Genomic DNA, 26349 nt, shown 5'->3' with positions numbered 1-26349 from the left:
AGACCTTTGATAATCAGTGAAATGCAACACAAACTCGCAACGTGGGCCACAAGTGATCCGAACCGTCGGTTCGATCGTCTGTTGCGGCTCGCTGCCAATCGGGTCTGGCTTACTGAGGCCGCTCGCATTGTTCTGGCGTCCAGTGGCGCTCGAACGGCGGGTATTGATGGAATGGACAAGCAACACCTGCAAAGTAATCTGGATCGATATCTGGAGGGTTTGCGGGTGGAGCTTCTGGCGGGCACGTATTGCCCCCAGCCGGTCAAACGGATCTACATTCCAAAAGCCAATGGCAAGCAAAGGCCCTTGGGTATTCCAACTCTGATAGACCGCATTGTTCAACGCGCCATGCTGATGGCTTTGGAGCCTATCTGGGAGAGCGACTTTCATCGCAATTCCTATGGCTTCCGACCGGAGCTGAGTGTGTATCACGCGGTACGGACAGTAAGGACCCAGCTGCAAGATACAGACTGTGTTAGAGGACGGTGGGTCATCGAAGGTGATCTGGCCAGCTACTTTGACACCGTCCATCATCGACTGCTGATCCGCTGTGTGCGCCGCCGTGTTCAGGATAAGAGATTTATCAGTTTGCTCTGGCGTATCTTGAAAGCAGGTCACATTGATCGTGGCCTGTTCAGGGCTGCCAATGAAGGTGTTCCGCAAGGCGGCGTTCTTTCGCCGCTCCTGTCCAACATCATGCTCCACGAGTTTGATATGTGGCTGGAAGCGAAATACCTGAACAAGAAAGCCCGAAAGGATCGTTGGGCATGGAACTTCGGCATTCAAAAAGCCATCCCTATAGCGGTGCGGGAAAACCGACAGTGGAAACCAGCAGTTTCTTATTGCAGGTATGCTGACGACTTTATCGTGATCGTGAAGGGAAGCAAAGCTCATGCCGAGGTGATCCGTGAAGAATGCCGCGCGTTTTTGGAGGATAGGCTCAAATTGACGCTGAATATGGACAAAACCCATATTTCTCACATCAATGACAGTTTTGTCTTTCTTGGACACCGCATCATTCGCAAGCGGGACAGATGGGGCACCATGCGTGTTTCCACCACGATACCCAAGGAAAAGGCTAAGGCGTTTACCCATAAACTCGTCAAGGCTTTATCCGGCAACCATGATATCAGGACTGTTGATATGATTGACCGCCTGAACCGCCAACTGGCGGGTTGGGCGGCGTTTTACAAGTTCACAGGCTTTACAGCCTATGTATTCCACAAGGTTGACACTGTTGTGTTCTGGAAGTTTGCTCATTGGCTGGCACGAAAGTACCGCTCTCGTATCAAACCTTTGATGCGCAAGTGGTTCAAAGCGCCAGAAAAGGGTAAAGCCAAGACATGGCTGATCTATGGGATAAGTGAACAGGGCAATCGTATTGGCAGAGCGCTTAGACGGCTGGTCACCAGTCCCAAAGCGCAGTTCAGATGGCGCAATCCTGAGTGCAATCCTTATCTCTTCAGAGAGGAGCAGCGCTCTACGGTTACCTCACGCTATCATGATGTCGCAATGGCTATGAGCCAGACTTGAACGGAGAGCCGGATGCGCTGAAAGGTGCACGTCCGGTTCGGGGAGGAGAAGCTCTTTGGAGCTTCTTACTCCACTCTGGACTTCAGAAGGCTGGCTGTATCTGGCGATCGTCGTAGATCTGTTTTCAAGGCGTATCGTAGGCTGGGCAACCAGCAATCGCATGAAGACCGATCTGGTGACAACGGCATTAAAGCGAGTTCTGGCTACACGGACTTCTCTAAATGGTCTCATTCATCATTCCGACAGAGGCAGCCAGTATTGCTCCGATGCTTATCAGCGGCTCTTATCGAGGCACAAGATTACCCCTTCGATGAGCGGCAAGGGTAATTGCTTCGATAATTCCATGGTGGAAACCGCGCTCAAGACCATTAAGTCTGAAATGTTGTGGCGAACTACCTTTCAGACTCGTCAGAAGGCAGAAAAGGCACTTGGCCTTTACATTGAGGGCTTTTACAATCCAATCAGGCGACACTCGTCGTTAGGCTATCAATCGCCAATCGCGTTCGAGAGACAGAAAAGAAATAGTGAGACAGAGGCTTTCCATTTTCTTTAGGTCAGTCCAGGCTTCAAAGGCTGCAATATGACAGCGCAGGACCATTTCCAGTTTTTGATTGGAACAATAGCGTCCCCACACAAACCGAGAATTACCAAGGACAATAGAAAACAAAAAGACTTTGCGCGTCACGCCCGGTTCACAGGTGAACTCCACCTGTGCCTGTTGGCCGGGTGCTGTCTCAAAGCGCTGTTCGAACGGGCGTGCCGGAGCTGGGCGAAGCTCGCGAAGATACTCCGTTACAGTGGAGTACCCGCCTTCAAATCCCAGTGCCTTTAACTCACGGTGTAAGCGCCGGGCAGACAGGCCAGGGAACCGCTCCAGGCGTTCGAGCAAGTAGTCTTTGTACTCCTCCAGCATACGCCCATCACGTTGACGAGGTCCGTAAACAGGGGCTTCAAGGCCTTGGTGCAGATATTTAGCGACTGTCTTTCTATTCAGGCTCGCTTTGCGCGCTATGGCACTTATAGACAAGCCTTGCTGCTTCAAATTATGGATCATTACGATCTTCCCGAGATTGACCACCCCCTTCCGCACCCCTTTTTCCAACCGGAACGTGAGGGAGAGTTTGGCCAACTCTTGATTGAAGGGGCATGCCCCTTCAATCAAGAGTCAAAGCTGCGAAAGTGGGGAATTTTCAAGCAGCACAAATGGGGAAAATACATCCAGCACTGACACGGAGTTCCTATAAATCTAAAATATTCGTTTCAGAAGATTTTTTTTGCCTTTGCAATAATGAACTTTGGATGAATAGCTTCCGTTTGCTTACAAGATAAATATTTCTGGGATGACGCTGTCTCAATTGTCTTGTGTCTAGGGTTGTATATTCAACCCTTGTCCAATCATCCCTGATGACGAACAGGTTGATAGCGCCAAATTGCTGACCACAAGATCAGGAAGGGCCAACTGAGCCAAAAGGGCATTCCAGCGAAGTTTGCGACAGTACCCTTCGAAGTATTGGCTGCGACATAGTTATTATTCTGTTTCTCGCTCAAATTCTAACCAGACTGATCGACTTTCGGGAATATCTTCGCAGGTATTCAGATTTAGGGTACGCCAGCGATGATCTTCTGAAAAGGTGCTGTCAGAATCTGCGCCAACCTCGAAGCAAAGCCCCGTGCCAGTTAATTCAATACGCCCATCTGTACGATGTGTGAAATCTTGTAAAGATGCCCGCACAAAAGGATATTGCGCGATATCAACTTCATCAGCACAATGTTTGATCATCAGCGGGGCACCAGGCAATGTTCTCCCATTCAAACCAACCGCTGTCACGCACCCCCGATAAGCAGGAAAACGAATGGCACCAGGAGAGGAAAAGGTAACGGCCTCGTCTGCATAGAAGCCCGGCCGTTTGCAATTATGCGCATTTAACGGCATGGTAAAGTCTACCCAGTTGCCCGACCCGGCCACGTCAATACAATAACCGTCCTGCGGTCGATCAAGACGATCAGCTAAATAAAGATAACCTGCCTCATCACGCCAATCCTGAGCGTGCACCGTTATTGGCAAAAGTAAAATAAAGGCTAGTGTCCAAGGCATCACTGCAAGTGTTCTCATCAGGTGTCTCCTATAGGCGAAACTTTATTTCGGGCATCTGTTATGCAATGCTCAAATGGATGTGCATCACACGTGCCCTTCAAGTTTCACCAATAAACGTTGCGATCTGTCGAGTTTTCCTCATCAGTACGGATTACAGTTTGGACGTGTTCTGGCCAAAGCTCTCCGCTATTCAACTAATGAAGGCATAGGTTGGTCTGGGTATGTGAAAATACCCAAAATTAAATGCGCGTTGCATTTTACTTCGAGCCACAGTTCGACAATCTCTAAAACCTATTGGCTTAACTCCGTCAAAAGAACTCAGTTAAGTCATTTGCTTCAGGATCTTTTCAGGCCGCAGTGGCAAATCACGAACGCGAGCGCCAGTTGCGTCAAAGATGGCATTGGCAAGTGCTGCAGCAGTAGGCCCCTGTGAAGCCTCACCTGCTCCAACAGAGGGCAAGTCTGGGCGGTCAATCAAATGAAGCTCAATGACCGGGGACTGCGCGACACTCATGATTGGGTAATCCCACCATTCGGTGCTGGTGACGCCGGTGTGATCGTAAGTCACCTCTTCCATCAAGGTCCAGCTCAGGGATTGGATGATTCCGCCTTCGATCTGATTAAGCACGCCGTCCGGATTGATTACCTGACCGACATCTATGGCTCCAACGACCTTCGATATGGCTACCTCGCCATTCTCTAAATCTACGTGTACGTCGACGACAATTGCGAAAATGCCCGATGTATTCCGATAGCGTCCAAATGCGAAACCACGTCCAGTGCCCTTTTTGTTCGAACGACCAGACCAATTGGCTTCTTCTGCAACTTTTTCGACAATCGCCCGATAGCGCGGATTGCTGAGGTGCTGCAACCGGAACTCAATCGGGTCCACATCAGCATTAAAGGCAACTTCGTCCATAAAGCTTTCCATAGCGTAGTGATTGGAATAAGCTCCCAGACTGCGCATCGCTGAGACACGTAAAGGCATCTCGGGCAGAAGGTGCTTTGTCAGCCTCTTGTTCGCGATATCATAGATCGGATCACTGTTACGATCCGCCCCGAACATAGACGCTGCGCTTTGAAATGCATAGGGTTGCAGATCGCTGTTAGTAGACCAAGCGGGCATGAGGCCACTACGATTACCGCTGCTCATTTGGGATTGCAAACCTGGACGCGCAATATGAGCACCTGACCAGAGCGTGTGCTCATAGGAGCGCAACCTGTTGTTGGAATCAAGTTCGGCAGCAATTTCAATACGCATTGCCGTGCCAAATGGTGAATGAGCCAGCTCATCTTGACGCGACCACATCACACGTACTGGTAAATCGGTTGCGCGGGCTAAGAGCGCTGCATCCATCGCTACATCATCTGCACCATTATGGCCATAACATCCGGCTCCATGGGCATGAATGAGACGCAGGTTACTCTCAGCCATCCCTAGTACGTTTGCCATGTCACGCCGGGCTGGGTAGACACCTTGCGTATGCGACCACACCGTTAGGATATCGCCATCAAGCTGAGCAATCGCACAAGATGGTCCGATCGAACCATGGGCATGAAAAGGACGATAGTAAGATGCTTCGAAACGCTCGCCACCGGCAGAGTTAACATCGCCAACCTCCAGAAAAACACTGTCGAATGACGGCAGCGTTTTAATCCGTTCAGGCAACTCCTCCAGCGGTGGTTCAATGGGCGGGATGTCCCAGCTTGCACCTTCGGCCAATACTTCAGCTGCAGCCACAGCTTGTTCTTCACGTTCCGCAATCACGCCGAGAAAACTACCATCCCGTACAACTGAGATCACACCGTCCATTGCACTGACGGTGTCGATGGATACATCCACGAGTGTGAACTTCGGTGCTGGGGGGCGTACGATGCGGCCATGAACCATGCCCTCTAGGCGAATATCGACGATGTAAGAGGCTTCACCGTATAGTTTGGCCGGTAGATCAGCCCGTTGCTGGGGCGTACCCACAAACTTATGGTCTGCTGGACGCTTTGGTTGAGCATTGCCAGAGATCGGGATATTTATTTCCAAACCACCGACCAAAGCCCAATAGGTTATGTGACCGCCGTCCGGAGCGATCACCTCTCCATCTTCGACACGGATGTCCACCAAATTGGCGTGGAGCCTGCCCGCTGCCATCTTGACAAGATGACGGCGTATTTCGGCACTTGCGTGGCGTAATGTCATACCACTCGACTGTATCGATGCGCTGCCTGCCGTATACGATTCATCTGGTGACCGGTCAGTGTCTGGATTGATCACCTTTATGCGCGCAAGGTCGACATCCAGTTCCTCTGCAACGATTTGCCCAAATGCAGTCTGAATTCCCTGGCCAAGTTCAGCCTTGCCAGAGGACACGTAAACGCTGCCTTTGGGATCTATACGAATCCAGGCATCAACTGTCGATTCATTTGGGCGTCGCATTTCTCCCTGAGCAGTACGGATGGAAACCGGCAATGCGAAATAGGCGGTGAGCCCCCCAATGCCGTGTAGAATGGAACGTCGAGAAAGTGATGCTGTGTCAGGCTTAATCATGATTAGCTCTCCTCAAATCTGCACTTGAGCACGCTTGATTGCTTTTAGCACACGCGCCTGTGCGCCGCAGCGACACAAAATACCATCCATGCTCTCACGGATTTCTGCATCACTTGCGGCAGGATTGCTCGATAGCAGTTCAGTAGCCGTCAGGATCATCCCATTACTGCAGTAGCCACATTGTGCAGCCTGCTCAACCAGGAACGCTTGTTGAAGCACTGAAAGAACGCTGTCGGGTGTCTGATCTTCGAGCGACACCACCTCGGAGTCGGCGACAAGCGAGACCGGTGTGATACAGGACCGAACGGCCTGACCATTAACAAGCACAGTACATGCACCACATGCGCTGGCACCACAGCCAAATTTAGGGCCGTTCAGAGAAAAATCATTTCGTAAAACGTAAAGAAGAGGGGCATCTTCATTCACGCCAGTAGTAACTGAATTTCCGTTGAGCTGGAATCTTATCATTGTGTTTCTCCTGTCTGAAACGCCAAAAGCTGGCTCCTACGATTTCGATGAGATTCCATAACAGCCTATCTAACAATTTAAGCACTAATCGGAGGGCCCCATAAGGCGGTCTTCCTTGATAGCTATGATGCGATTGATAGAGGTTGTAAAATCGCTCCCATCAACGGTAAAGCGTAGGTGCTCGGTGAAGGCGACCTAACGTAGTTGATCATGTTTCTCTATATTTCTACGTGCTTTGTCAGCGAGGATGACTGGTACTAATCAGAGGAGCCAACACCGATCATGTCCAGCGGCTGGCCTACATTGAGCGTGATAAAGCTAGAAGGGGACAGTTGAGCCTCACGCTTGGCTTGTTCCAGAAGTTCAACCGGCTCAACGCGCGCTTCTGCACTCAGTTGGAAGGTTCCATAATGCATGCCGATTGACTGTTTTGCTCTTAAATCCATATGTGCTTTAACAGCCTCAAATGGATCAAGATGCACTGGCTTGAATAAATGCCGAGGTGCATAGGCACCTATTGGCAGAAAGGCCAAGTCAACAGGTCCAAATTGTTCATATGTTCTCTTGAAGTGATTGGCGTAACCACTATCACCGCCAAAGTAGATATTCTTGCCACCAATCTGCATAAGAAACCCGCCCCAGAGAGTGGAGTTTCTATCAGTCAATGTACGACCTGAGAAATGCTGCACTTCAAGAAACCAAAGCTTAAAATCATCTGACACTTGCGCGCTATCCAGCCAATCTAGTTCATTGATGTTGTCAGAGGATGCCAAGCGACTTCCCACCCCAAGTCCGGTATATATTTTGGGGTTGTCGCGCTTAATCAACTGATTTATGGATTTCAAGTCCAGATGATCATAGTGATCATGACTTACGATAATTACGTCGATTTCTGGTAGATCCTCCAGAGCTATGCCCGGTTTATGAACCCTCTTTGGGCCAGCAAAGGAAATCGGGCTGGTTCGTTCTGAAAACACTGGGTCAGTGAGAATATTGAACCCATTTATCTGGATAAGAAAAGTTGAATGGTTGATGAAGGTGACGCGTGCGTCCTTGCTATTGACTCTGTCCTGCGGGGACGGATCTGTGATCGTTTCCACCCATTTCGGCCATTTAGCCCTTTCCGTGTCAGAGGTCAGCCCTGCCCAGGCTACTTCCCAGAAGGAGTGAGTTTCGACCAGACTGTTATTCCTAAATGCTCCATCTTTGAAATTCAAAGATCCTTGCTTGTGATCTTTTTGAGTAGCCGCACAAGCTGTCATGAAAACACCTACCAATACGAAAATTACTACCGTAAATTCAATGGGCCGCATCCATAAGTTCCCCGTTTAAAAGATATCCAGCCAAACATAGGCGACATCTGGTCCTGCCTATTTAGCGCTGTGAGTGTGCGCGATTCATGATGGCAAGTTCTCTAGAAAAAATTCCATTTGATCCTGCAACATTGCTGCCATTGGATGCACCTGCAAAACTTCACAGAACAACGAAAGGGTGAGCAGCAGAGGCACGGACGTCCGCGTATCTTTTTTACATGGTCATACGGCTGCTACAGGTTGTCTAACTTATTACCGCATAAGTTTGGATATACTTATCTGGAATACTTTTCTTGTCAATTAATATATTTAGAGATATGGATTGCGAGGACCAAACTAGATCTACCACCCAAGAAACAGCTTCTAAACATAAGGATGGCCTATCTGCTACCGCTTAAAGCAGAACGCCTTCGGCAAATGTTGCAGGCTGCTGTTATGGATGAATGTGAACTGACACTTTCAAAAAAGAACTGCTTGGGCGTGTTTACCAGTCTGGAGCACCTGTGACGATGAGTGAAATTTCACACGCCTTGCTGCTCACCGAAGGAGGCGCGATCAAGGTCATTGGTCGTTTAGAAAGCGCGGCCTTGTTACACGACAACGCTCAAGCAACGACAAGCGAGTGGTGCTTATCAACATCACGGAAGCAGTCATGACTGTGTGCGTCCGATGACCCCAGCCTTTTTATTAATTAGGGCTTCAGTGACGCTGATTTAGCAGCGTAACGCCATGGCATGAGATCGTTGATGCGATTGATTTTATGATCAGCAATTTGAGCCAGCAACTCTGATCCCGGGCACCCGCGCTCGATTGGCCGGGAGGGCAGCGGTGCCTGAACAACTTCCTCGCAGCATGAACACGAAAGGCACTCCTCGACGACACTGTTAGAAACAAACCCTGTTTCTGTTGTATGCATTGATCTCCCTTCAAGCATGGGATTGTAACGGTGATCATTCAGCCAGTAATATAGCCGTGTTTTTCTTGTGCCATGGCGACTGGCAACCTGAGCGACGGGCAAACTTCCTTCCAGCGCCTGCTGACAAAACTGGAGGAAGAATAGAAAATCAAATCCTATCGCGTCAGGTCGACTTCACCGAACGCTCACAAAGTAAGTCAGGCAAGATATTAAAAATCAATGGGTCCTGGGCCTAGCTTCACTCGATTATTCACTCTGATCAACCCTTCGTGTTCATTGTGGCAACAAGATCGTCCTCATCTATTGGCAGTTTGTTTGCGCGATATCCTGTTGCTGCGCGGATGGCATTTACGAGAGCAGGAAGTGCAGCGATCAACGCGGCTTCACCAACACCAGATGGCGCGACAGAGGGGTCACTGATGAGTTCAATTTCAAATTCTGGCGCGTGGTCAATCGTCGCAATCGGATAGTCGAAGAAACCATAAGCTGAAATCGAACCATCATCGATAGGCGCCCCTTCGACCAAGACTTGCCCGATGGCCATCATGGTACACCCTTCGATCTGAGCCTTGACTTGATCAGGGCTGAAAACAAATCCGGGATCAAGCACACAATAACAACGATCAATACGGATTTGTTCGTTCTCTTTCTCATAAGATACGTCAAAAGCCATTGCAACATGGGTTTGCTCAGCAAAGATTGCAGCGGCGTAACCGCGACCAACCTCTGCGTCTTCAGGAAGCGGGCGAGCGGCACAAATGGTTTTCAGCTTTGTCAAACACGTCTTGAGCCGGTCTTGTTCCGGGCCAAGATTCTGTATCCGTAGCGAAATTGGATCCAGGTTGAGCGTTCGCGCGAGTTCCTCAACCGCCGCCTCGGCTGCAAGCGAATTGGGCGTCGCGCCAAGTGAGCGCCACTGGCCAACATGGAAAGGAAGTTCGACGTCAGTGAATTCGATGCGGCGGCGATCAACGGTATAGAATGGATGAGAACCTATAGTGGCGCCTATGTCGTGAAACAGTTTCCGAACGAGCGACAAGCCCCCTTCAGGTAACAAAAAATCGTTGAACATGACGTGTCCGCTGACGAAAGCGTGCCACCATTCGGTGATTTTCCCATCGTCATCTGCTTTGATCCGAACCCGATGAGACGATGGCGGACGCGTACGGTCTGCGAGGAACTCGTCACGTAGCGACCACACCACCTTGACCGGTCGATCAACCTCTCGTCCAAGGAGCACGGCATCGCGGACAACATCATATGTTGCGCGACCACCAAAGCCGCCCCCCACACGCATGAGGTGAACCGTTACGCGGTCTGTTGACCACCCAAGTTCCGCAGCTGCCTTCTTTTGATTGACGAACATGTCCTGTGTGCCCGCCCAGATCTCGACCACTTCTCGCCCGTCCCGCTCACTAAATTGAATAACCGCAGAACGCCGTTCAATCGTCGCATGTTCGACAATTGGCAAATCCTGACGTCGGTCAACGGTCCAAACCTGATCCTGAGCGACATCATCGTTTTCGAGGATGCTCTCAAGTTCCCCGGCCGAAAGAGCAATATCAACATCAATCATCGCGTCGATATCTTTTTGAGTATAACTTGATGGGCTGTCCCACTGTACAGTCATCTGCTCGAGTGCGGCGTCAAGAACGCTTGGCGTTTCCGCGACAATGCCGGCAAAATTACGCTCTTTATCGACGACGACCTTGATGACACCGGGCATACTACTGACGCCACCATCATCAACATCAACGATCTGGGCACCCGCCACGGGGGCTGGAACGCCGCGCCCATATGTCATGTTCGGCAAACGAACGTCGAGTGCATACACCTCTTTGCCGGTTACAATATCACGCCCTTGAACCTGCAAAGCAGTTTTGCCAACCTGCACCTTCTCCCTGCCTGGATCAAACGTGTAAGAGGTCGCATCCGGGAGGTCCCCAAGATCGATCACTTCGTTTGTTCCTGTGACAATATCAGCGAAGGTCACGACTTGACCTTCCGGGGTAGTAAAACCGCCTTTAGCATCGCCAAGAGCATGGGCATCAAGGCCAACTTGCTTGGCCGCACGTTGTCTCAGCTCTTCACGAAGACCAGCAGCAGCTTCAGCCAGAGGACGGGCGTTGTTACTGGTTCCCGAGCTTCCTACGGTGACCTGCAGTCTCGTTACGTCGTTTGTTGAGGGAAGCGAGACTTGGATATCCTCAACATCAACATTTAGTTCTTCAGCTACGATCTGGGCTAGGCCGAGGGATGACCCTTGTCCCATTTCGTGCACGGGGCTTAGCATTCTTACAGTGCCATCCAGGTCGACTTTGATCCACGCTGTGCCCTCCTCAAAGTCTGGTGCGCGCATCGACGCCATGACTGGCGCGAACTCTCTGCCCACGAAATAGGTGACGGTTAGACCCGCTGCTGTCCAACCAGCAGCTTTCAAGAAACCACGCCGTGTGAAGCGCCGCTTTTTTTGTGTAGCTGGTTTCATTTCTAGCTCGCCTTTCTTGTTTGCATCACTTGGGAAGCGTTCTTGATTGCAAGGTTGATCCTTTTATAAGTTCCGCAACGACAAAGATTGTTGCTCATGTGATCTATGATTGTTTGGTCGTCGGGGTTCGGTTCTTCATTTAACAATGCAGCGGCTTGCATGATTTGCCCTGCCTGACAGTAACCACATTGGGCGACGCGCTCGTCCAACCAGGCCTGTTGAACAGGATGTAAAACGCCATCGGCGCTGGCGAGACCTTCAATTGTGGTAATGCTGTCAGACTGGACATCAATCGCATAAATGGAACAGCTGCGAGCAGCCTCACCGTTGATGTGAACCGTGCATGCACCACACTCCCCTTGGCCGCAGCCAAGTTTTGGTCCAACAAAACCCAACTGTTCACGCAGCACCATAAGCAGCGTTTCATCTTGCCATGAGTCTGGTACATCAAATTCAGAGCCGTTAACGAATAGACGCATGGATCAATTCCTTCAATTGGCAGACATAGTTCTGAAAGTTTCATAGGAACGCGAGGTGTCCGGCTAGTCTTGCTCCAGAAGAACACCATTTTTGATGACCATGTTTGGCATTGAACGGCCAACCAGCTCGCTTGCATTTCGAGCGGTTTCTATTCTATTTAGATCTTCGTCGGTTAGGCTTAGATCCAGGCTTTGCAGTGTATCCTCTAGTTGGGCTGTGGTACGAGCGCCAGCCAATGGGATAATGTCTTCGCCCTTGGCCAACAGCCAGCCGTGCAAAAGTTGCGCGATCGAAATGTCTTTGTCGGCGGCCATATGGCGCAGCGTAACCATCAAAGGATCGCCTTTTGCATCGGACAATTTACCAAAACCCATGGCGCCAAAGGCCACAATACCGATACCCAATTCACGTGCCGTGGGCAGGATGCTTTCTTCGATGGAAGTATCGGTTATCGAGTAAGCGAATTCCACCAAACTCAGTGGATGGGTGGCATGCGCTTTACGAATGGTCTCTGCATCGGTTTCCGACAGGCCAACGTTGCGCACATATCCGGCTTCGACCAGGTCGGCGATAGCACCAACGGTGTCTTCTACAGGGATACCGATATCCACGCGAGCGGGTTGATACAGGTCTACATAATCCAGACCTAGACGTTTCAGAGAGGTGGTGATGTAAGTTTTCACGTTCTGTGGGCCAACATCGACCTTGTTGCTGCCCGTGAAAGCATTCTGAAAAGTTCCGTACTTCAGGGAAATGAATGCTTTGTCCCGGTCAACGCTTTTCAGTGCCTCACCGATAAGAATTTCATTATGACCATCCTGGCCGTAAAAATCCCCTGTGTTCAGGAGGTTGATGCCGGCCTCCAGCGCGGCGTGAATGGTGGCTACGCTTTCGGAACGCTGCTGGTCCGGCATCATCGACATGCGCATGCATCCCAAGCCAAGCCTTGAGACTGCAACACTGTCGTTCCGGTAGGTTTTCATATCCATTTGAAACGCTTTCTCAGATTTCCAGCTCTTTTCGCTGGCTACCCGGAAGGTACTCATCAGGAATTACATCAACAAGGCGCACTTTATTGAGATGATATATGTCGAAAATTGATATGTGGCCATAATTTCATAGAGTTTGGCACTTTTCCAAGCAATAGTTAAAGATGATCAGACTGGCAGGAGATTGGAACCTAGCGTTACGCAATCTGCTCTACCGCCTGCCGAACTGCACCACGAAACCATCTTTGCGATGGGGAATGGTGTGTGGCTTTGTGCCAGATCATTTTGAATTGAACAGGTGGAAACGGGCAAGGCGGCTCAATGTGCGCGAATTCCCTGAACAGCCCATGTGCGATACGCGCCGGTAATATCGCTATGAGCTGTGACCCACGCATCAATGGGGGAAGGGCTTCGAAACTAGGAACTTCGACACTCAACTGACGTTCAATACCATGTTGTTCAAAGATTCGTTCTTCGAACGGCGTTCCAGACATGGAAAAACGAACTGTCGCGTGAGGCAGCGTACCGAAATTCTCACGCACCTCATCTTCCGAAATGACGTTGGGATCGAAGAAGCACTTTGCGCAATCCTCAAAAAGCGTAGTGCTGTGGATATCAAGCTGATCTGGTGGAGGGAGAGGTGTAACGACAACATCGCTCTCTCGCATGCGCAGTCGATCCAGGTAATTCCGGCCAGACGAGATCAAGCGAAGTTTGGCCTGCGGAGCTTCGTTCAAAAATCTGTCCAGCAGTCCGGGGGCAATCAACTGACGCTCATAGTCTTGCGCTTCCAGGCAAAATCGGGTCGTCATTTGCTCCAGTTCCAGTGGTTCTGGCGAAACGAGTGTCTCAAGTCGATCTAGTATTTCCGAAACCTCGGGTGCTAGGGCGAGGGCGCGCTCGGTTGGGGCAATGCCACGTCCAGCTCGCACGAACAGAGGATCTCCAAACACTAAACGCAGCCGATCCAAAGCATGACTGATCAGAGGTTGACTGACGTCCATCCGTGCAGCCGCACGCGAGATCGACCCTTCTTTCGCAACTGCGCAGAAAATCGTCAGCAGCTTGACATCGACCTTCATTAGGTCAGATTTTTTCATATATGGCCTCAATAAGATGCGTCTTGTTTATATTATGAACGAAAAAGATACTCCTCGCAACATCGGCCCGATTGGAGGTCATGCAATGAGGATGATCGGACATGTCCACAACGAACAAACAGAGTGAAGTTGAATTTGTTGCGCTCGTCGCGCTGACTACATCGCTAGGAGCATTGTCGATTGATACTGTGCTGCCCGCACTGCCTGACATCGGCGAGAGCTTTGGAATAGCCGATGGAAATGCATTGCAGCAGATCGTTGGCGTTCTGTTTTTGGGACTGACCATCGGACAACTCGCCTATGGGCCGTTGTCCGATCGCTTTGGACGCAGGCCAATCCTATTCCTCGGCATGGCGGTTTTCGTATTGAGCAGCCTGGTTTGCATTCTGGCGGACAGCCTCGTAGTGATGTTTGTAGGCCGGTTCTTTCAAGGCGTGGGAGCTGCTGCGCTCAGGATAGTGCCTATGTCCGTTATTCGTGACCGATATGATGGAGCCGCCATGGCTCGCATCATGTCCCTGACGATGGCGGTGTTCATCATTGTACCTTGCATCGCTCCGATGCTTGGACAGGGGATTCTGATGCTGGCGGGATGGCAGTCGATCTTCTGGTTCATGCTGGTGCTGACATGCGCCTCGGGGTTTTGGGTTTGGACGCGCCAGCCGGAAACTCTTCCAGTTGAGCGGCGCAGCGCCGGCAGTCTTGTCTCGGTCCGCGACGGACTTGTCGCGACCCTGTTCAACCGGACAACACGTGCCTATACAATCGCCAGCGGGCTGATGATGGGCAATATGAACGCAATCGCCCTGCAACCGCTTGGACACATTGCCGGGCTGGCCAACTCGGCCATCAGTTTTCTGTCCGGATGTATTGCCATGGCGATTGGGTCAGTCATTGCTGGCGCTTTCAATATGACGGTAGCCCCCCTGTTCTTCGGGATTTTTGCAACCAGCCTGTTGTCTCAGCTCATCTTAATGTTGTCGGATCGCCAACAAATGGTAACGGGCGCATAGCCTGCAACCTGATCGATTTCTAAGGAAACCGAAATGATTCTTGATTTGACACCCTACCATGCAGCCAGTGGATTGGTGCTCCGTATGTGAAGATGTCGGCTGCTGAAACGACAAAAGAACCCGGTGATGCTCGCGTATTGCTCTGGAGCCACGCAAGACGCAAACTCTATGAAGTCGCACGCAACAAAACCACGCCTGTAGCTCAAAAAGACCTGCGCCAGATTGGTGATCTACATCAGATTGAAAAAGACGATCCGGGGCAAAACCCCAAGGAACGTCTGCTAGAACGCCAGGAGCGAAGCAGAGAGCGTGAGCAGCCCCATTTGAGTGGTCCAGATTGAAAGTTAGTGCATCACTGGCCTTTGGTCTATCGGTACGATAGCCTCTGTCGCAGGTGGGCGGTAGCCCAGAGCACTGTGGGGTCGTTTGGTGTTGTAGTGGTTCCTCCATCTCTCGATGATTATTTGGGCTTCGCGCAGTGAGTAGAAGATTTCACCATTCAGCAATTCATCCCGCATTCTCCCGTTGAAGCTTTCACAGTATCCGTTCTCCCAGGGCGATCATGCTCCTATGAGAAATCTACTTAGAAATTAAATTTTTGGGTTTGTCGCCAAAACTTATAGCAAGACGGTTCAAACCATTCATTGCGCATACGATGAATGTCAAATCTACGGCTTCTTTGTCCGTGAAGGTCTCCAATAGAAGGTTCAAATTACCCTCAGATTCACGTTCCTCAGAGATCCTCGTGACGCTTTCTGCCCAACTGAGGGCAGCGCACTCTCTTTGTGAGAAAAGGTTGCTTTCCTTCCACACCGGTAAGCAATCCAGTTTCTGTTGATGAACATGAGCTTTTCTAGCTTCGTTTGAATGCAAATCTACACAGTATGCGCAGCCATTGATTTGTGAAACACGCAACTCCACCAAGGTTTTCAGGGTTTCCTCAATTGCAGGGACCTGCTTTTTGATGGAGAGGAGTGAACTTAAGGCATCTGCGTTTATCTCAAAATAATTTAATCCCAATTCCATTTCTCCAGTGTTGATCATCTCTATATCTAAACTGCCAACTGGCGGCGATAAAACTAACGCTCAGAATGGATCGAATGCAAACATGGTTGAAGTCTTTTCAATACCTTCGATATCGCTCACCATTTTGGAAACAAGGTTTGGTGCTTCGTTGAAATCTTCCAAATATGTTTTAGTCATGATGTCATATTCACCGTTGATCGAATAAATCTCGGAATGTAGTTCTTTGATGGCAATCTCATTTGCGATACTACGCCACGATCCTGGTTTGCATTTTATCTGGACAAATAAACACCGCATCGTTGTAAGGCCTCCAAAAGGACATTTTAGAATTGGGTTTGCAAGTAAGAATGTGAAGCAAGTAGAGATCTCTTTCCTTGATTTTATTCTCCTATAATACGTTGCCCGGAAGCTGATCCCTCAACACTTTTCGCATAAGCTGCGGCGACAATTTTTGAAGAAACTGGTTCGTGTCCCTTGAGCGTTTTTCCATAGCGCTCATAGGAAATGTCCATGAGGCCTGGACTCACAACATTCAGTCTAATGTTGCGAGGCATTTCAATAGCTGCAGCTGTTGCAAAGCCAGAGAGTGCAGCATTTGCTGTCGCGGCGCCAACTCCATTTGGAACAGGATGTTGATCCAATAGCCCGTTTGTTAGGGTGAAGGATCCACCATCTCTGACATAACTCATACCTGCGAGAACAACGTTCACTTGGCCCATGACTTTATCGGAGAGTGCATACATAAATTCGGCTTGAGAAATTTCCTGCAATTTTGCAAATTTAACAGAGCCTGCTGTCACTACGATAGCGTCCACTTCTCCAATCGTATTGAATAGCTTTTCAAGAGATGCCATGTCAGTCATATCTGTCTGATAGTCACCAGAACTGCGGCAAACTCTAATAACTTCGTGTCTCTTGCTGAGTTCTGTACAAACCGTGCGACCAATATCTCCACTTGCACCAATGACAACTATCTTCACCTCATTCCCTCCTTGGTAATGACCTAGACTTCAGCTTGCCTCAGAAATCGCGTTTGAATTTTGATTGGGACAAATAATCAGGCGATTGAATGTTTGGATCGGTAGCGGTATCTGGAACTGGTGTTTCAAGTATTGTGCGAATTGGAATTGTTCCTGTCCAACAGTGGGGGTTTACACCTTCAGGACCATACTCTTTAAGTGCGTTGCTCTGCTGCCTTCTCAAAATATCCATGACAGAGTTGTCGTAGCGATGCTTTACGGATACTTCCTCAATTGGCAAACGCATAAACTTAACCTTTTGGATCTCTTCTTCTTTATGTTCACGCAACTCTGAGCGGCGACCGGGAAATAATGTTTCGACGAATTCAAACGCAACATCCATCTTCTCATTACTGTCTTCTACCAGCTCCGATTTGCCATGGATCGTGACCGAGCGATAATTCACAGAATGGTGAAAAGCTGAGCGTCCTAAAAGCAACCCGTCCAGGTGACTTACATTGAAGCAAACATCAATGTTTTTGGCCTGTTCAAGCAACATCTTGCTGCCAGCTAGACCATGCCAATAGACGTAATTACCCTTGCGCCAGTAAAGTGTGGGATTTAAGAGGGGCTTGCCGTCGAGTACAAACGCAATCGTACACATATACCCGCTATCCAATATATCGTAGACTGCTTGCTCGCTGTAATCTGCGTATTCAGGGGCTCGTTTAATTGTAGACCTTGTGGTTTTTTCAAATACTTTAGTGGACGTCATATTACTTTTTCCAATTTTCTATGGCTCGCATGACTCAGAAAAAACTGCGGTTTTGAGATGAAAATGTGTTGTCCTGGCAAATTGTATTTTGGTGCTAATCAATATCTTAAAGGCATGCTTTCAGCTGATTTGAGTTTCTCAGGCAGGAAAGTGGACAAGTACCCCTGCCGCTTCCCGAGCAATTTGTAATAAGCCTGTTTTAGGTCACTGTGAGCTGAGCGTTGAACGTTTGCGTCAGCCATTAACTGGTTGTTGACTCTGCAAATATTGCTATGACGTACTTCGTCAAGAAGACCGGGGGCTATTTCGTCAATATAACTCAGGCGAAGAAGTAATGGCGCTACTGCGGCTTCTACGAACGAGAATGAATCGCCAAAAAGGTATTTTCCACCGTGCGAGGCAGCTTCCAGTTCATCGAGCTTTTTATGAAGCGTTCCAACAGTTGAACCGTATTCTTCCTCACTCCCCTTTACGGAAAGATCATACAGACACCACATCAGCTGGTTAATGAACTGAATCCACGCACGGTCACGGGATCGTTCAAACAAATCCGACGGATATGTCTTTTGCTCAGCGTAATCCTCAATGAACTCGATTATTGCTATAGATTCAAACAGTACCTGATCTGTACCAGCGAAAAGAACTGGTACTTTTTTTAGCGGGGAAACTTTTGTGAACCACGTTGGAGGGTTCGACAAGTCGATATATTCGATGTCAAAATCGAGGCCTTTCAACGACAGGGCTATAAATACCTGCTGCACAAAAGGACATAATTTATAGCTCACGAGTTTAAATTTCAAACTTTGCCCCCCCATGCAGCATTGCTTACAAACACCTTAGTCTACGGTCACCAGTTGTCCGTTAATGCCTCCCTCAACGCACTTAAGATAGGCATTGGCGACCCTTTCCGATGAGACAGGAGTATGACCAGGAAAAACGCTTCCATATCGTTCGACGGAAATGTCCTGGAGCCCCGTGCTAACAACGTTAATCCGAGTGTCACGTGGCATTTCAATCGCCGCACTCTTCACAAATCCGCCGATAGCACCATTGGCAGCAGCTGCACCGCTTGCCATTCGGATCGGGTCTCTATCCAAAATACCGCTTGATAGGGTAAACGACCCGCCGTCATTGAGATAGTTTAGGCCCGCGAGTACGCAATTGATCTGGCCCATTGCTTTGTGCGTGAGGTTAAATAAAAATTTATCTTCAGGAAATTGCTCGAGAGGGCAGAAGTGAACCGCACCAGCAGCCAGAACAACAGCGTCTACTTTTCCGATCTCTTTGTACATGGCATCAATAGAGGATCTCTCTGAGATATCTGCATTTACGTCACCACTGTTACGTCCCACTTTAATCACATCGTGATGGTCCGGTAACGCTGCACATATCGTCGTTCCAACATGTCCTTCTGCACCAATTACAACAATTCGTTGAGCCCGACTTGAGGTGTTCATTTCCGCTAGATTGGTCGTTTTTCGTGCATGGCTCATCAGTCACCCTCGGGGTTTATATCCACATATTATCGTAGAGTTTTTAAATTAGAATATTAGAATTTAAAAATGAAAACATTTCATTTATTTGGCTCTTGAAATTTGACCATAAAAAATCAAGTATTATATCGATAACGATAGTATTGAATTGATCTTATCAAATCTAAAATATAAATTTTACATAAGAGTAATATTATAAATATTATTATTTAGGAGGCTGATGAAAATGTTGCTTGAAACCGGGCATATTGACGAATTTGTCAACAATAACCTTCCAGTAACTGAACTACAGCCAGAATTTAAAATTGATCTTTACCCATATCAAAAGAAGTTAAACGTAGGAGTTGAACTAGTTGATGCCTTAGTGGAGCGGGGGTTCGGCGAACATCCGGCTTTAATCGGCTCAAATGGTACATTGACGTATCAGCAGCTTAGAGATCTTTCAAATCAGATTGCTAGAGTTCTCAGTGAAGATTTCGGCGTCATGCCTGGGAACCGGGTCATGATTAGGTCGAGAAACTGCCCAATGATGGTGGCGTGTTTTTTGGCAATCTTGAAGGTTGGTGCAGTTGCTTTCAATACCATTGCGCTCATGCGTGCGGGCGAACTGAGCATCTTGATCGATAGGGCTAAGGTAGATTTGGTTCTTTGCCAAAAAGGTTTAGATGAAGAGCTAAGCCTGTTGGATAGAAACACACGCCCTGATCTTAAAATTGCGGAATTTTCGGCAATCATTGACGACAAAGCGACTGTGAATGCTAAGGCAATCTTCAAATCGACTAAGTATGAGGCAGCTAAAACCTCTCAGAACGACATTGCACTGCTAGCTAGTACATCCGGCACGACCGGGAAGCCTAAAATCACCATGCATCGCCATCGCGATATCCTCGCAATTGCTGATGGATTTGCAAGGCAAGTTTTGAAAATTGTGCCAGGCGATGTTTGTATAGGTACACCTCCGTTGGCATTCACTTTCGGTTTGGGCGGTTTGGCGGTGTTCCCGTTACGCTTTGGAGCAGCAGCCGTCTTGTTAGAGCAGACGTCACCATTCAATCTGGCAGAATTTATCGGCCAGTATGATGCAACTGTCTGCTTCTCCGCACCAACAGCATACAAAGTTATGCTTTCTGAAGAAGTTAACTGCAAACTTCTCAAGACTTTACGTTGCGCTGTATCCGCTGGTGAGAACTTACCGCAACCAGTGTTAGAACACTGGCAAGATCGTATAGGCGTTCCAATCATAAATGCGATGGGGTCAACCGAGGCACTACACACATTCATCTCAACCCGCCTGGAAGACTTTCAGTCTGGCTCTGCTGGCCTCTGGCCAATTGAGGGGTACGAGGTTGAAGTATTTGATGATGGTATGAAACCTGTCGGGATTGGGAAGCCGGGCTGGTTGGGCTTCCGCGGACCAACAGGTTGTCGCTATATGGATGATGACCGACAGGCAGAATATGTCAAAAATGGTTGGAACATCACCGGCGACTTCTTCCGCAAAGATCAGGACGGAAAGCTACACTTCGTTTCTAGAGCAGACGATATGATTATTTCGTCTGGCTACAATATAGCTGCTGCTGAAGTTGAAGAAGCACTGCTTTCACATCCATCCGTTCGAGAATGTGCAGTTGTAGGTATACCAGATCCAGATAGAGGAAGTATCGTCCGCGCGCATGTCGTTCTGGCCGATAAGAATAGCAAAGCACCGAGCTTAGTTGAGGCGTTACAAGAGCATGTGAAGAGCACTATATCACCATACAAATATCCAAGATCGATTATCTTTGTTGACAGTTTGCCCAAAACCGAAACGGGCAAATTAAAACGGCACATGTTACGCAAGGCGGAAAATACAAACGGCGACAGTCCTGAGGACAAGGATTCTCTGATAAGTGAAATAGCTAATGACCCGACGATAGGGGCTGGAAATTTTCTTTTTCGCGTCCACAAGTTAGCAGTAGATAATGAACGTACAGCAGTCACTCACATTGATATTGAGGGACAAGCTTGGGCATTTTCCTTAAATGACCTGGTAGCGAAAGCAAACCATATAGCATCTTGCTACTGGCATTTGGGTATACGGGCGAAATCCATTGTCGCACTATATTTAGATGATAGCATTTCCTATTATCTTCACTACCTCGCTTTAACGAAGGTCGGAGCTATCCCTGCATTTTTAAATGGCGGAGTTTTGCCGGAAATTGCGAGTAAGTATCTATCAAAGATCAAGCCTGAGTTGCTTGTTTCTGAAGGGGAAAGGCTGGGTGAGATCCTCACCTACAACGCCAATTTCGAATGTCCAACAACAGATATCGCTGATGTGGAAAAACAACCTTTCTCGCTTCCCTTTGAAACCTATGATCACTTGGATGATGATACTGTTCTCATTAGTCATACTTCCGGTACGACGGGTCTTCCCAAGGCGGTTTCCTTTAGTCAAAAATCGATAATTTACGGGGTCAAGAAGCAGCTTGGTAAGAAGCTCGGTAATGCTATGTTATCGGCAGCACCGGTCTCACATGCAGCTGCCATCACAATGCTGATGAGCAACATAATGCGTATGAACCATCTGATTGTCGCTTCAGATAAATCTCCTGAAGGGATAGCGGCGGCAATTGAGACTTTTGAGCCGTCAATAATGTTCGCATTCCCTAGTGTTTATGTTGATTTGTGTCGGATTGACATTGATCCAGAACGCCTCGCCTCCATCAATATATGGATGAGTACTGCGGATGCATGTCATGAGCCTCATGTCAGAAAAATGCTTCAATACGGTCATCATTATGAGGATGGAAAACGCGTAAATGGTGCTCTGTTTATTGATAACTTGGGCTCTTCGGAATTCGCTTTTGGGATCTTTCGAAACATCCACACGCTTAAGACCAACAACTACAACCGCTGTGTGGGTAAACCATTTTCTTGGATCGAAGTTGCGCTCTTTGATGAACAGGACAAAAAAATCACCGACTATGGCGTAGTCGGCAGGCTTGGAGTTAAATCACCGAGTGTGACTTCAGGGTATTGGGAGAATCAAGAGGCGACCGCAGACGCCATTCTTGACGGCTACTGGCTTACTGGAGACCTAATTTACAAAGGCGAGAATGACCTTTACTACCACGTTGATAGAACAAGCGATTCGATGCTGTTGGGTGGCAAAACCTACTATAGCTGCCAGCTCGAAGAGGCCTTTTTGAAAAATATTCCTGAGATCTTCGATTGTACAGTGGTCCAAGGCGAACTTGAAGGAACTTTAAAGGTTGAAGCAGAAATCAAAGAAGGCCTGCCTTTCGCAGATATCGCGCAGAGAATATTCGTATATTCCAACCAGAATAACCTTCCGGATATCACTGAAATCAAGCAGGTTTCTCCTGGGTCTAACGAAGGGGTCACAGGGAAAAAACTAAAGCGTGTCATCCGCGAAACAGCTTGATTGGATTGAATAATGCTTAAAGACATTGAAGTGGCATCAAATGCGAAGCTGTTTTCTGTTTCTAAAAATGTAGAATTTTGTGAAACAGACATGGCAGGTATCGCGCATTTTTCAAATATCTTTCGATATGTAGAGTATGCGGAGACAAGGTTTTTCCAGCAAGGCGGAATGAGCATCTGCGACCCGACCAAAGATCAAAAATGGCCGATCCTCTCAGTGAACTGCGATTTTCTGCGACCAATGACCTTTGGCGATGAGATACTCATCGCCATAAATGTCGGCCGGATTGGCACAAAATCACTGGTGCTCAATTTTTTCATCTGTAAAAAGCTGAGCGATGGCCGCGAAGAAGATGTTTCCAGAGGCCAGCTGACAGTCATTCATGCCAGAGCGTCGGGCGAACATGGCAAGATTGCAACTGCCGAAATTCCACCTGATTTCAAAAATTACCTCCGTGAATATCTGGCGGTGGAAGATTGTGATGAAATAACAGCTGGTTAGCTTCTAAGATAACCTCCTATTCAATCACGGAAACCGAACTGGAAACGAACGTATGCCTCCACGCCAAAGACCGAACCCGGCGGTGATTGTTAATCAAGTTTTGCCGCTATTGTTCGTCATTCTTTACAGCTCGGGGTATGTGGCATCGAAAATCGGCATCGCATATACAGATCCTTTTACGTTTCAAACCCTGCGATTAGCCACTCCAGTTCCACTTTTCTTAGGCATCATTTTTTTGATCAAGGCGAAGTGGCACAATAAACCTATAGACGTGTTCCATATATGTGTGACTGGAATTTTAATACACGGATTTTGCTTCACAGGTATGCTGATCGCATATGAATGGGGGATGGATGTAGGCACAGTCGGTTTGATTATGACGCTGCATCCAGCACTTGCCTCTGTGGGGGCAATAGCTTTTCTGGGCGAAAGATTCAGCTTCAAACTGATATTTGGCTTGTTGCTTGGGACAATAGGTGTCCTGCTCGTCGTCAATCAAAAAGCCAACTTGGATAATAACACCTATAGCGGAGTATTACTTACTGTCCTGTGTCTTTTCAGTATGGTCGCAGGCGTGCTCTACCAGAAGCGATTTATAGCACATATGAACCTGATGACAGGGTCATTGATCCAGCATTTAAGTGCGCTCATCCCGGTGTTTGGGCTAATGCTTGCTTTCGAGCCAATGGTCGTTAATTGGTCAGCTCCTCTGCTTGGATCATTACTTTGGCTAAGCGTTGTTCTTTCTCTGGGAAGCTGGATACTTTTTTATATTCTCATACGAAGCGGCGATGTTTCACGGTCACAGAGTTATTTTTTCTTAGGCCCACCCACAACTGTATTGCTGGCATGGATATTCTTCGATGAAGGTTTTGGATCTTATTTCATGTTCAATCTCAGCCTGATCGTGGTGGGCATATTGATTGTCACCAGACATAAAGCACCAAAGGTGGTTGAAACCCAAACCCCGGAGGAAAGCATGGCACGAAGCGGATGAAGTCCGCTCAACGTCCGTGTCACCCAAGCATCCAGAAGGCGGAAGAGTGCTGACCGCACCATTGTTTGGAAGCAGTTGGTTTAAAGAACATGGAGATTTGGAATGTCTTATAACGAACCGCGCATCTTTGTCGAAAAGATCATTGACGTGGGTGAGGAAAAAATCTTCATAAACCCAAGAATTCTGATGATCCGGGCCTTCATGGCTGGCGCAATTCTGGCTATTGCTGCGGTCTTTGCAATCACCGTCGGCGTGCAAACCGGCTTCCCCATCGTAGGGGCTGTCCTGTTTCCTGTTGGTTTTTGCATGCTATATCTCATGGGGTTCGACCTTGTTACCGGAATATTTGTTCTTGCCCCGTTGGCTTGGCTCGACCGGCGGCCCCACGTCACTCTTCGCGGTGTGGCAAAGGCGATCACGATCACTTTCATTGGCAACTTTTTAGGCGCTCTGCTGGTCGCTTTTCTAACTTCGGTAATTTTCACCTACGGTTTCTCAGCGCCGGTCAATCATGTTGGCGAGGTTATCGCGAACATCGGTAAGAACCGCACCGTGGGCTACAAGGAACATGGCATGGGCGGCATGATGACCATCTTCATCCGCGGTGTCCTGTGCAATTGGATGGTATCCCTTGGTGTAGTTGGCGCAATGGTCTCCACCTCCGTCAGCGGAAAAGTCATCGCAATGTGGATGCCGATCATGCTGTTCTTTGCAATGACCTTCGAGCATTCGGTAGTCAACATGTACCTGTTTCCAACGGCGCTGATACTGGGTGGAGACTTTTCCATTCTCGATTATCTAATCTGGAACGAGATCCCGGTCGTGATCGGTAATCTGGTTGGAGGACTCGCTCTCACCGGCCTGCCGCTGTTCGCAGCTCACATGCGTTCCGCTGACATAAAGGAAACGTACTCGCGCGCGCCCTCGGTGAATACATCAGCTTATGAGCGCGACATGCTCTGAGCATATGCCAGTTAAAAACGATTGATGCATTTAGAAACGAATTTATAGATCCGACGCAATATTAGTGGTTTTCAGGGAACAATTATGACAAATCTTGATCAAGAGACAGTAGGTACTCAACGTCGCCCAACAGGCATGACCGGCATGGCTGGCGGCGGTTTTTATGATGCCAACTCAGCTCCTCAATGGGAGCAAATCGCAGCCGTCCTGCCTTGGTTAGAAGATACTCTCTCAAGTCTGCCCCTTAAGAAAGGTTCAGGACCAGTTACCTTTGCAGACTTCGGGTGTTCCGAAGGGCGCAATTCTATTTCGGTTATGCGTCACCTCATCGGCAAGACAATGCAGCAGACAGACCGCCCGTTTCTGACGATCCATTCTGACTTGCCAACAAATGATTATTCTAAGTTATTTCTTGGTTTAAGACCTGACGGACAATCAACATTCAGCTCACAGCGGGTCTCATCAGCGGCCATTGGCGGTTCGATGTATGATCAGTTACTGCCACCAGACAGCGTCCATGTCGCCACTACTTTCAACTCAATAGGCTACTTGTCCGAACGCCCGCTTGATAAGTTGCCCGGATACGTATTACCAAACGGCCCCAGCAAAAGGCGGGCAAACGGTCACGTCACAGAGGCCGAGAGCAAGATATTTGCCAAGCAAGCCGAAGATGACATGGCGGCCTTTTTAACTGCCCGGGCGAACGAACTTGTATCAGGCGGTAAACTTATGGTTCAGGTCTTCGGGTGCACAGATAAACTACGCACCTGCGACGGCCTCTTCGACCTTCTCAACGACGCTCTTCAGGCGCATGTGGAACTTGGCAATATTTCCTCACAAGTATACGAGAGATACTACCAGCCCGTCTATTTCCGCAGTCTGGATGAGCTAACATCCCCATTGACAAACTCAGCGTATAATCTGGCCGGTCTTTACACACTGGATCGGACAGAAAGCTATGAAGTACCAGTCCCCTTTGTTGAAACTTATAAGCAAGACAAAGATCTGGATCGCTATGCTACCAATTATGTCAACTTCTTCCGGGCATTCACTCAAGCAGTGTTGCGTGGAAATCTCCCCGATGCACCGTCAAAAGTAGATCTGTTAGACCAGATCTACAAGACAGCAGAAACCCTTTTGAAAGCCAGTCCAGAAGATTATCCATTCCGAAATATTTCTGTAGCAATGCTCCTGACACGTAAATAGCTATGCAAATTGTTAAGCAGCGGAGTGTCAATGCAGGGTCAAATTTCCCCAGTTTGAGGTTTGGT

At 48.5% G+C, this 26349-nt stretch carries 23 protein-coding genes and 2 pseudogenes; 9 read left to right on the top strand and 16 right to left on the bottom strand.

Annotation, left to right across the window (positions count from 1 at the left end):
• Positions 1–1533, top strand: a 1533-nt coding sequence (gene ltrA / locus PsWM33_RS03525) for a group II intron reverse transcriptase/maturase (protein ID WP_206598975.1), incomplete at its 5' end; no start/stop codon positions are given.
• A 73-nt stretch (positions 1534–1606) separates the two neighbouring features.
• Positions 1607–2086: pseudogene (locus tag PsWM33_RS26655) on the top strand (IS3 family transposase); the annotation flags it as partial.
• On the opposite strand, the gene PsWM33_RS27075 reads toward PsWM33_RS26655, so the two are convergent.
• From PsWM33_RS27075 to PsWM33_RS03470, 9 genes are all read right to left on the bottom strand, one after another.
• Entirely contained in the window at positions 2012–2587 is a 576-nt protein-coding gene (locus PsWM33_RS27075) for a hypothetical protein (protein WP_153039893.1), read from the bottom strand. The pseudogene PsWM33_RS26655 and the gene PsWM33_RS27075 sit on opposite strands and share 75 nt — an antisense overlap.
• Positions 2588–3061: 474 nt before the next feature.
• Positions 3062–3646 carry an RICIN domain-containing protein gene (locus PsWM33_RS03510; protein WP_153039700.1) on the bottom strand — a complete coding sequence of 195 codons (585 nt, stop codon included), beginning with the start codon at positions 3644–3646 and terminating at the stop codon, positions 3062–3064.
• Positions 3647–3950: 304 nt separating this feature from the next.
• Complete coding sequence (locus PsWM33_RS03505) at positions 3951–6170, bottom strand: xanthine dehydrogenase family protein molybdopterin-binding subunit (protein ID WP_063299229.1); 2220 nt, start codon at positions 6168–6170, stop codon at positions 3951–3953.
• 12 nt (positions 6171–6182) lie between these two features.
• Entirely contained in the window at positions 6183–6638 is a 456-nt protein-coding gene (locus tag PsWM33_RS03500) for a (2Fe-2S)-binding protein (protein ID WP_063292187.1), read from the bottom strand.
• 257 nt (positions 6639–6895) lie between these two features.
• Complete coding sequence (locus PsWM33_RS03495) at positions 6896–7951, bottom strand: MBL fold metallo-hydrolase (RefSeq protein WP_063299228.1); 1056 nt, start codon at positions 7949–7951, stop codon at positions 6896–6898.
• 1175 nt (positions 7952–9126) lie between these two features.
• Entirely contained in the window at positions 9127–11355 is a 2229-nt protein-coding gene (locus tag PsWM33_RS03485) for a xanthine dehydrogenase family protein molybdopterin-binding subunit (protein ID WP_063295822.1), read from the bottom strand.
• 2 nt (positions 11356–11357) lie between these two features.
• Positions 11358–11834, bottom strand: a complete 477-nt coding sequence (locus PsWM33_RS03480; RefSeq protein WP_063295821.1) for a (2Fe-2S)-binding protein — start codon at positions 11832–11834, stop codon at positions 11358–11360.
• Positions 11835–11897: 63 nt separating this feature from the next.
• Positions 11898–12881, bottom strand: coding sequence for an aldo/keto reductase (locus PsWM33_RS03475; RefSeq protein ID WP_206598974.1), 984 nt, complete (start codon positions 12879–12881; stop codon positions 11898–11900).
• A gap of 140 nt (positions 12882–13021) precedes the next feature.
• Positions 13022–13924, bottom strand: a complete 903-nt coding sequence (locus PsWM33_RS03470) for a LysR family transcriptional regulator (protein ID WP_063299227.1) — start codon at positions 13922–13924, stop codon at positions 13022–13024.
• Between the two features lie 101 nt (positions 13925–14025).
• Here PsWM33_RS03470 and PsWM33_RS03465 point away from each other — a divergent pair, with 101 nt between their 5' ends.
• Positions 14026–14937 (top strand): MFS transporter, encoded by a 912-nt coding sequence (locus PsWM33_RS03465; protein ID WP_063299226.1) that lies wholly within the window; start codon positions 14026–14028, stop codon positions 14935–14937.
• A gap of 92 nt (positions 14938–15029) precedes the next feature.
• Positions 15030–15278: an IS66 family transposase gene (locus PsWM33_RS03460; RefSeq protein WP_063299225.1), complete on the top strand. Its 249-nt coding sequence runs from the start codon at positions 15030–15032 to the stop codon at positions 15276–15278.
• A gap of 3 nt (positions 15279–15281) precedes the next feature.
• Here the strand turns inward: PsWM33_RS03460 and PsWM33_RS26645 are convergent.
• The 7 genes and pseudogenes from PsWM33_RS26645 to PsWM33_RS03430 all read right to left on the bottom strand — a co-directional run.
• Positions 15282–15497 (bottom strand): annotated as a pseudogene (locus PsWM33_RS26645) (integrase core domain-containing protein); the annotation flags it as partial.
• A gap of 19 nt (positions 15498–15516) precedes the next feature.
• Positions 15517–15981 carry a carboxymuconolactone decarboxylase family protein gene (locus PsWM33_RS03455; RefSeq protein WP_208991844.1) on the bottom strand — a complete coding sequence of 155 codons (465 nt, stop codon included), beginning with the start codon at positions 15979–15981 and terminating at the stop codon, positions 15517–15519.
• A gap of 42 nt (positions 15982–16023) precedes the next feature.
• Positions 16024–16260: an Lrp/AsnC ligand binding domain-containing protein gene (locus tag PsWM33_RS03450; RefSeq protein ID WP_057462486.1), complete on the bottom strand. Its 237-nt coding sequence runs from the start codon at positions 16258–16260 to the stop codon at positions 16024–16026.
• An 83-nt stretch (positions 16261–16343) separates the two neighbouring features.
• A complete protein-coding gene (locus PsWM33_RS03445) occupies positions 16344–16943 on the bottom strand; it encodes a short chain dehydrogenase (protein WP_063296362.1) in 600 nt (199 codons plus the stop codon).
• A 40-nt stretch (positions 16944–16983) separates the two neighbouring features.
• A complete protein-coding gene (locus tag PsWM33_RS03440) occupies positions 16984–17697 on the bottom strand; it encodes a pyridoxamine 5'-phosphate oxidase family protein (RefSeq protein ID WP_063296361.1) in 714 nt (237 codons plus the stop codon).
• Between the two features lie 98 nt (positions 17698–17795).
• Positions 17796–18497: a glutathione S-transferase family protein gene (locus PsWM33_RS03435; protein ID WP_193778359.1), complete on the bottom strand. Its 702-nt coding sequence runs from the start codon at positions 18495–18497 to the stop codon at positions 17796–17798.
• Positions 18498–18533: 36 nt separating this feature from the next.
• Positions 18534–19190: a short chain dehydrogenase gene (locus PsWM33_RS03430; protein ID WP_208980642.1), complete on the bottom strand. Its 657-nt coding sequence runs from the start codon at positions 19188–19190 to the stop codon at positions 18534–18536.
• A gap of 220 nt (positions 19191–19410) precedes the next feature.
• Between PsWM33_RS03430 and PsWM33_RS28760 the strand changes: the two genes are divergently transcribed.
• The 5 genes from PsWM33_RS28760 to PsWM33_RS03405 all read left to right on the top strand — a co-directional run bounded on the left by PsWM33_RS28760 (position 19411) and on the right by PsWM33_RS03405 (position 26284).
• On the top strand, positions 19411–22617 hold the full coding sequence (locus PsWM33_RS28760; RefSeq protein ID WP_153039891.1) for an AMP-binding protein: 3207 nt from the start codon (positions 19411–19413) through the stop codon (positions 22615–22617).
• 12 nt (positions 22618–22629) lie between these two features.
• Complete coding sequence (locus tag PsWM33_RS03420) at positions 22630–23118, top strand: acyl-CoA thioesterase (RefSeq protein ID WP_063299223.1); 489 nt, start codon at positions 22630–22632, stop codon at positions 23116–23118.
• A 52-nt stretch (positions 23119–23170) separates the two neighbouring features.
• Positions 23171–24115, top strand: a complete 945-nt coding sequence (locus tag PsWM33_RS03415; protein ID WP_063299222.1) for a DMT family transporter — start codon at positions 23171–23173, stop codon at positions 24113–24115.
• 102 nt (positions 24116–24217) lie between these two features.
• Positions 24218–25078 carry a formate/nitrite transporter family protein gene (locus PsWM33_RS03410; RefSeq protein ID WP_082826860.1) on the top strand — a complete coding sequence of 287 codons (861 nt, stop codon included), beginning with the start codon at positions 24218–24220 and terminating at the stop codon, positions 25076–25078.
• Positions 25079–25162: 84 nt separating this feature from the next.
• Positions 25163–26284, top strand: a complete 1122-nt coding sequence (locus PsWM33_RS03405; protein ID WP_063296356.1) for a hypothetical protein — start codon at positions 25163–25165, stop codon at positions 26282–26284.
• The last annotated feature ends 65 nt before the right edge of the window (positions 26285–26349 follow it).

Origin of the sequence: Pseudovibrio sp. WM33, assembly GCF_001623165.1 — a bacterium.
Lineage (GTDB): Bacteria > Pseudomonadota > Alphaproteobacteria > Rhizobiales > Stappiaceae > Pseudovibrio.
This window is presented reverse-complemented; position numbering and strand designations above follow the sequence as displayed.

Excerpts from the sequence above, each read along its gene's own strand:
- PsWM33_RS27075 (WP_153039893.1), bottom strand. The coding sequence starts at position 2,587 with ATGATCCATAATTTGAAGCAGCAAGGCTTGTCTATAAGTGCCATAGCG.
- PsWM33_RS03510 (WP_153039700.1), bottom strand. The coding sequence starts at position 3,646 with ATGAGAACACTTGCAGTGATGCCTTGGACACTAGCCTTTATTTTACTT.
- PsWM33_RS03505 (WP_063299229.1), bottom strand. The coding sequence starts at position 6,170 with ATGATTAAGCCTGACACAGCATCACTTTCTCGACGTTCCATTCTACAC.
- PsWM33_RS03500 (WP_063292187.1), bottom strand. The coding sequence starts at position 6,638 with ATGATAAGATTCCAGCTCAACGGAAATTCAGTTACTACTGGCGTGAAT.
- PsWM33_RS03495 (WP_063299228.1), bottom strand. The coding sequence starts at position 7,951 with ATGCGGCCCATTGAATTTACGGTAGTAATTTTCGTATTGGTAGGTGTT.
- PsWM33_RS03485 (WP_063295822.1), bottom strand. The coding sequence starts at position 11,355 with ATGAAACCAGCTACACAAAAAAAGCGGCGCTTCACACGGCGTGGTTTC.
- PsWM33_RS03480 (WP_063295821.1), bottom strand. The coding sequence starts at position 11,834 with ATGCGTCTATTCGTTAACGGCTCTGAATTTGATGTACCAGACTCATGG.
- PsWM33_RS03475 (WP_206598974.1), bottom strand. The coding sequence starts at position 12,881 with ATGAGTACCTTCCGGGTAGCCAGCGAAAAGAGCTGGAAATCTGAGAAA.
- PsWM33_RS03470 (WP_063299227.1), bottom strand. The coding sequence starts at position 13,924 with ATGAAAAAATCTGACCTAATGAAGGTCGATGTCAAGCTGCTGACGATT.
- PsWM33_RS03465 (WP_063299226.1), top strand. The coding sequence starts at position 14,026 with ATGTCCACAACGAACAAACAGAGTGAAGTTGAATTTGTTGCGCTCGTC.
- PsWM33_RS03460 (WP_063299225.1), top strand. The coding sequence starts at position 15,030 with ATGTCGGCTGCTGAAACGACAAAAGAACCCGGTGATGCTCGCGTATTG.
- PsWM33_RS03455 (WP_208991844.1), bottom strand. The coding sequence starts at position 15,981 with ATGATCAACACTGGAGAAATGGAATTGGGATTAAATTATTTTGAGATA.
- PsWM33_RS03450 (WP_057462486.1), bottom strand. The coding sequence starts at position 16,260 with ATGCGGTGTTTATTTGTCCAGATAAAATGCAAACCAGGATCGTGGCGT.
- PsWM33_RS03440 (WP_063296361.1), bottom strand. The coding sequence starts at position 17,697 with ATGACGTCCACTAAAGTATTTGAAAAAACCACAAGGTCTACAATTAAA.
- PsWM33_RS03430 (WP_208980642.1), bottom strand. The coding sequence starts at position 19,190 with ATGAGCCATGCACGAAAAACGACCAATCTAGCGGAAATGAACACCTCA.
- PsWM33_RS28760 (WP_153039891.1), top strand. The coding sequence starts at position 19,411 with ATGAAAATGTTGCTTGAAACCGGGCATATTGACGAATTTGTCAACAAT.
- PsWM33_RS03420 (WP_063299223.1), top strand. The coding sequence starts at position 22,630 with ATGCTTAAAGACATTGAAGTGGCATCAAATGCGAAGCTGTTTTCTGTT.
- PsWM33_RS03415 (WP_063299222.1), top strand. The coding sequence starts at position 23,171 with ATGCCTCCACGCCAAAGACCGAACCCGGCGGTGATTGTTAATCAAGTT.
- PsWM33_RS03410 (WP_082826860.1), top strand. The coding sequence starts at position 24,218 with ATGTCTTATAACGAACCGCGCATCTTTGTCGAAAAGATCATTGACGTG.
- PsWM33_RS03405 (WP_063296356.1), top strand. The coding sequence starts at position 25,163 with ATGACAAATCTTGATCAAGAGACAGTAGGTACTCAACGTCGCCCAACA.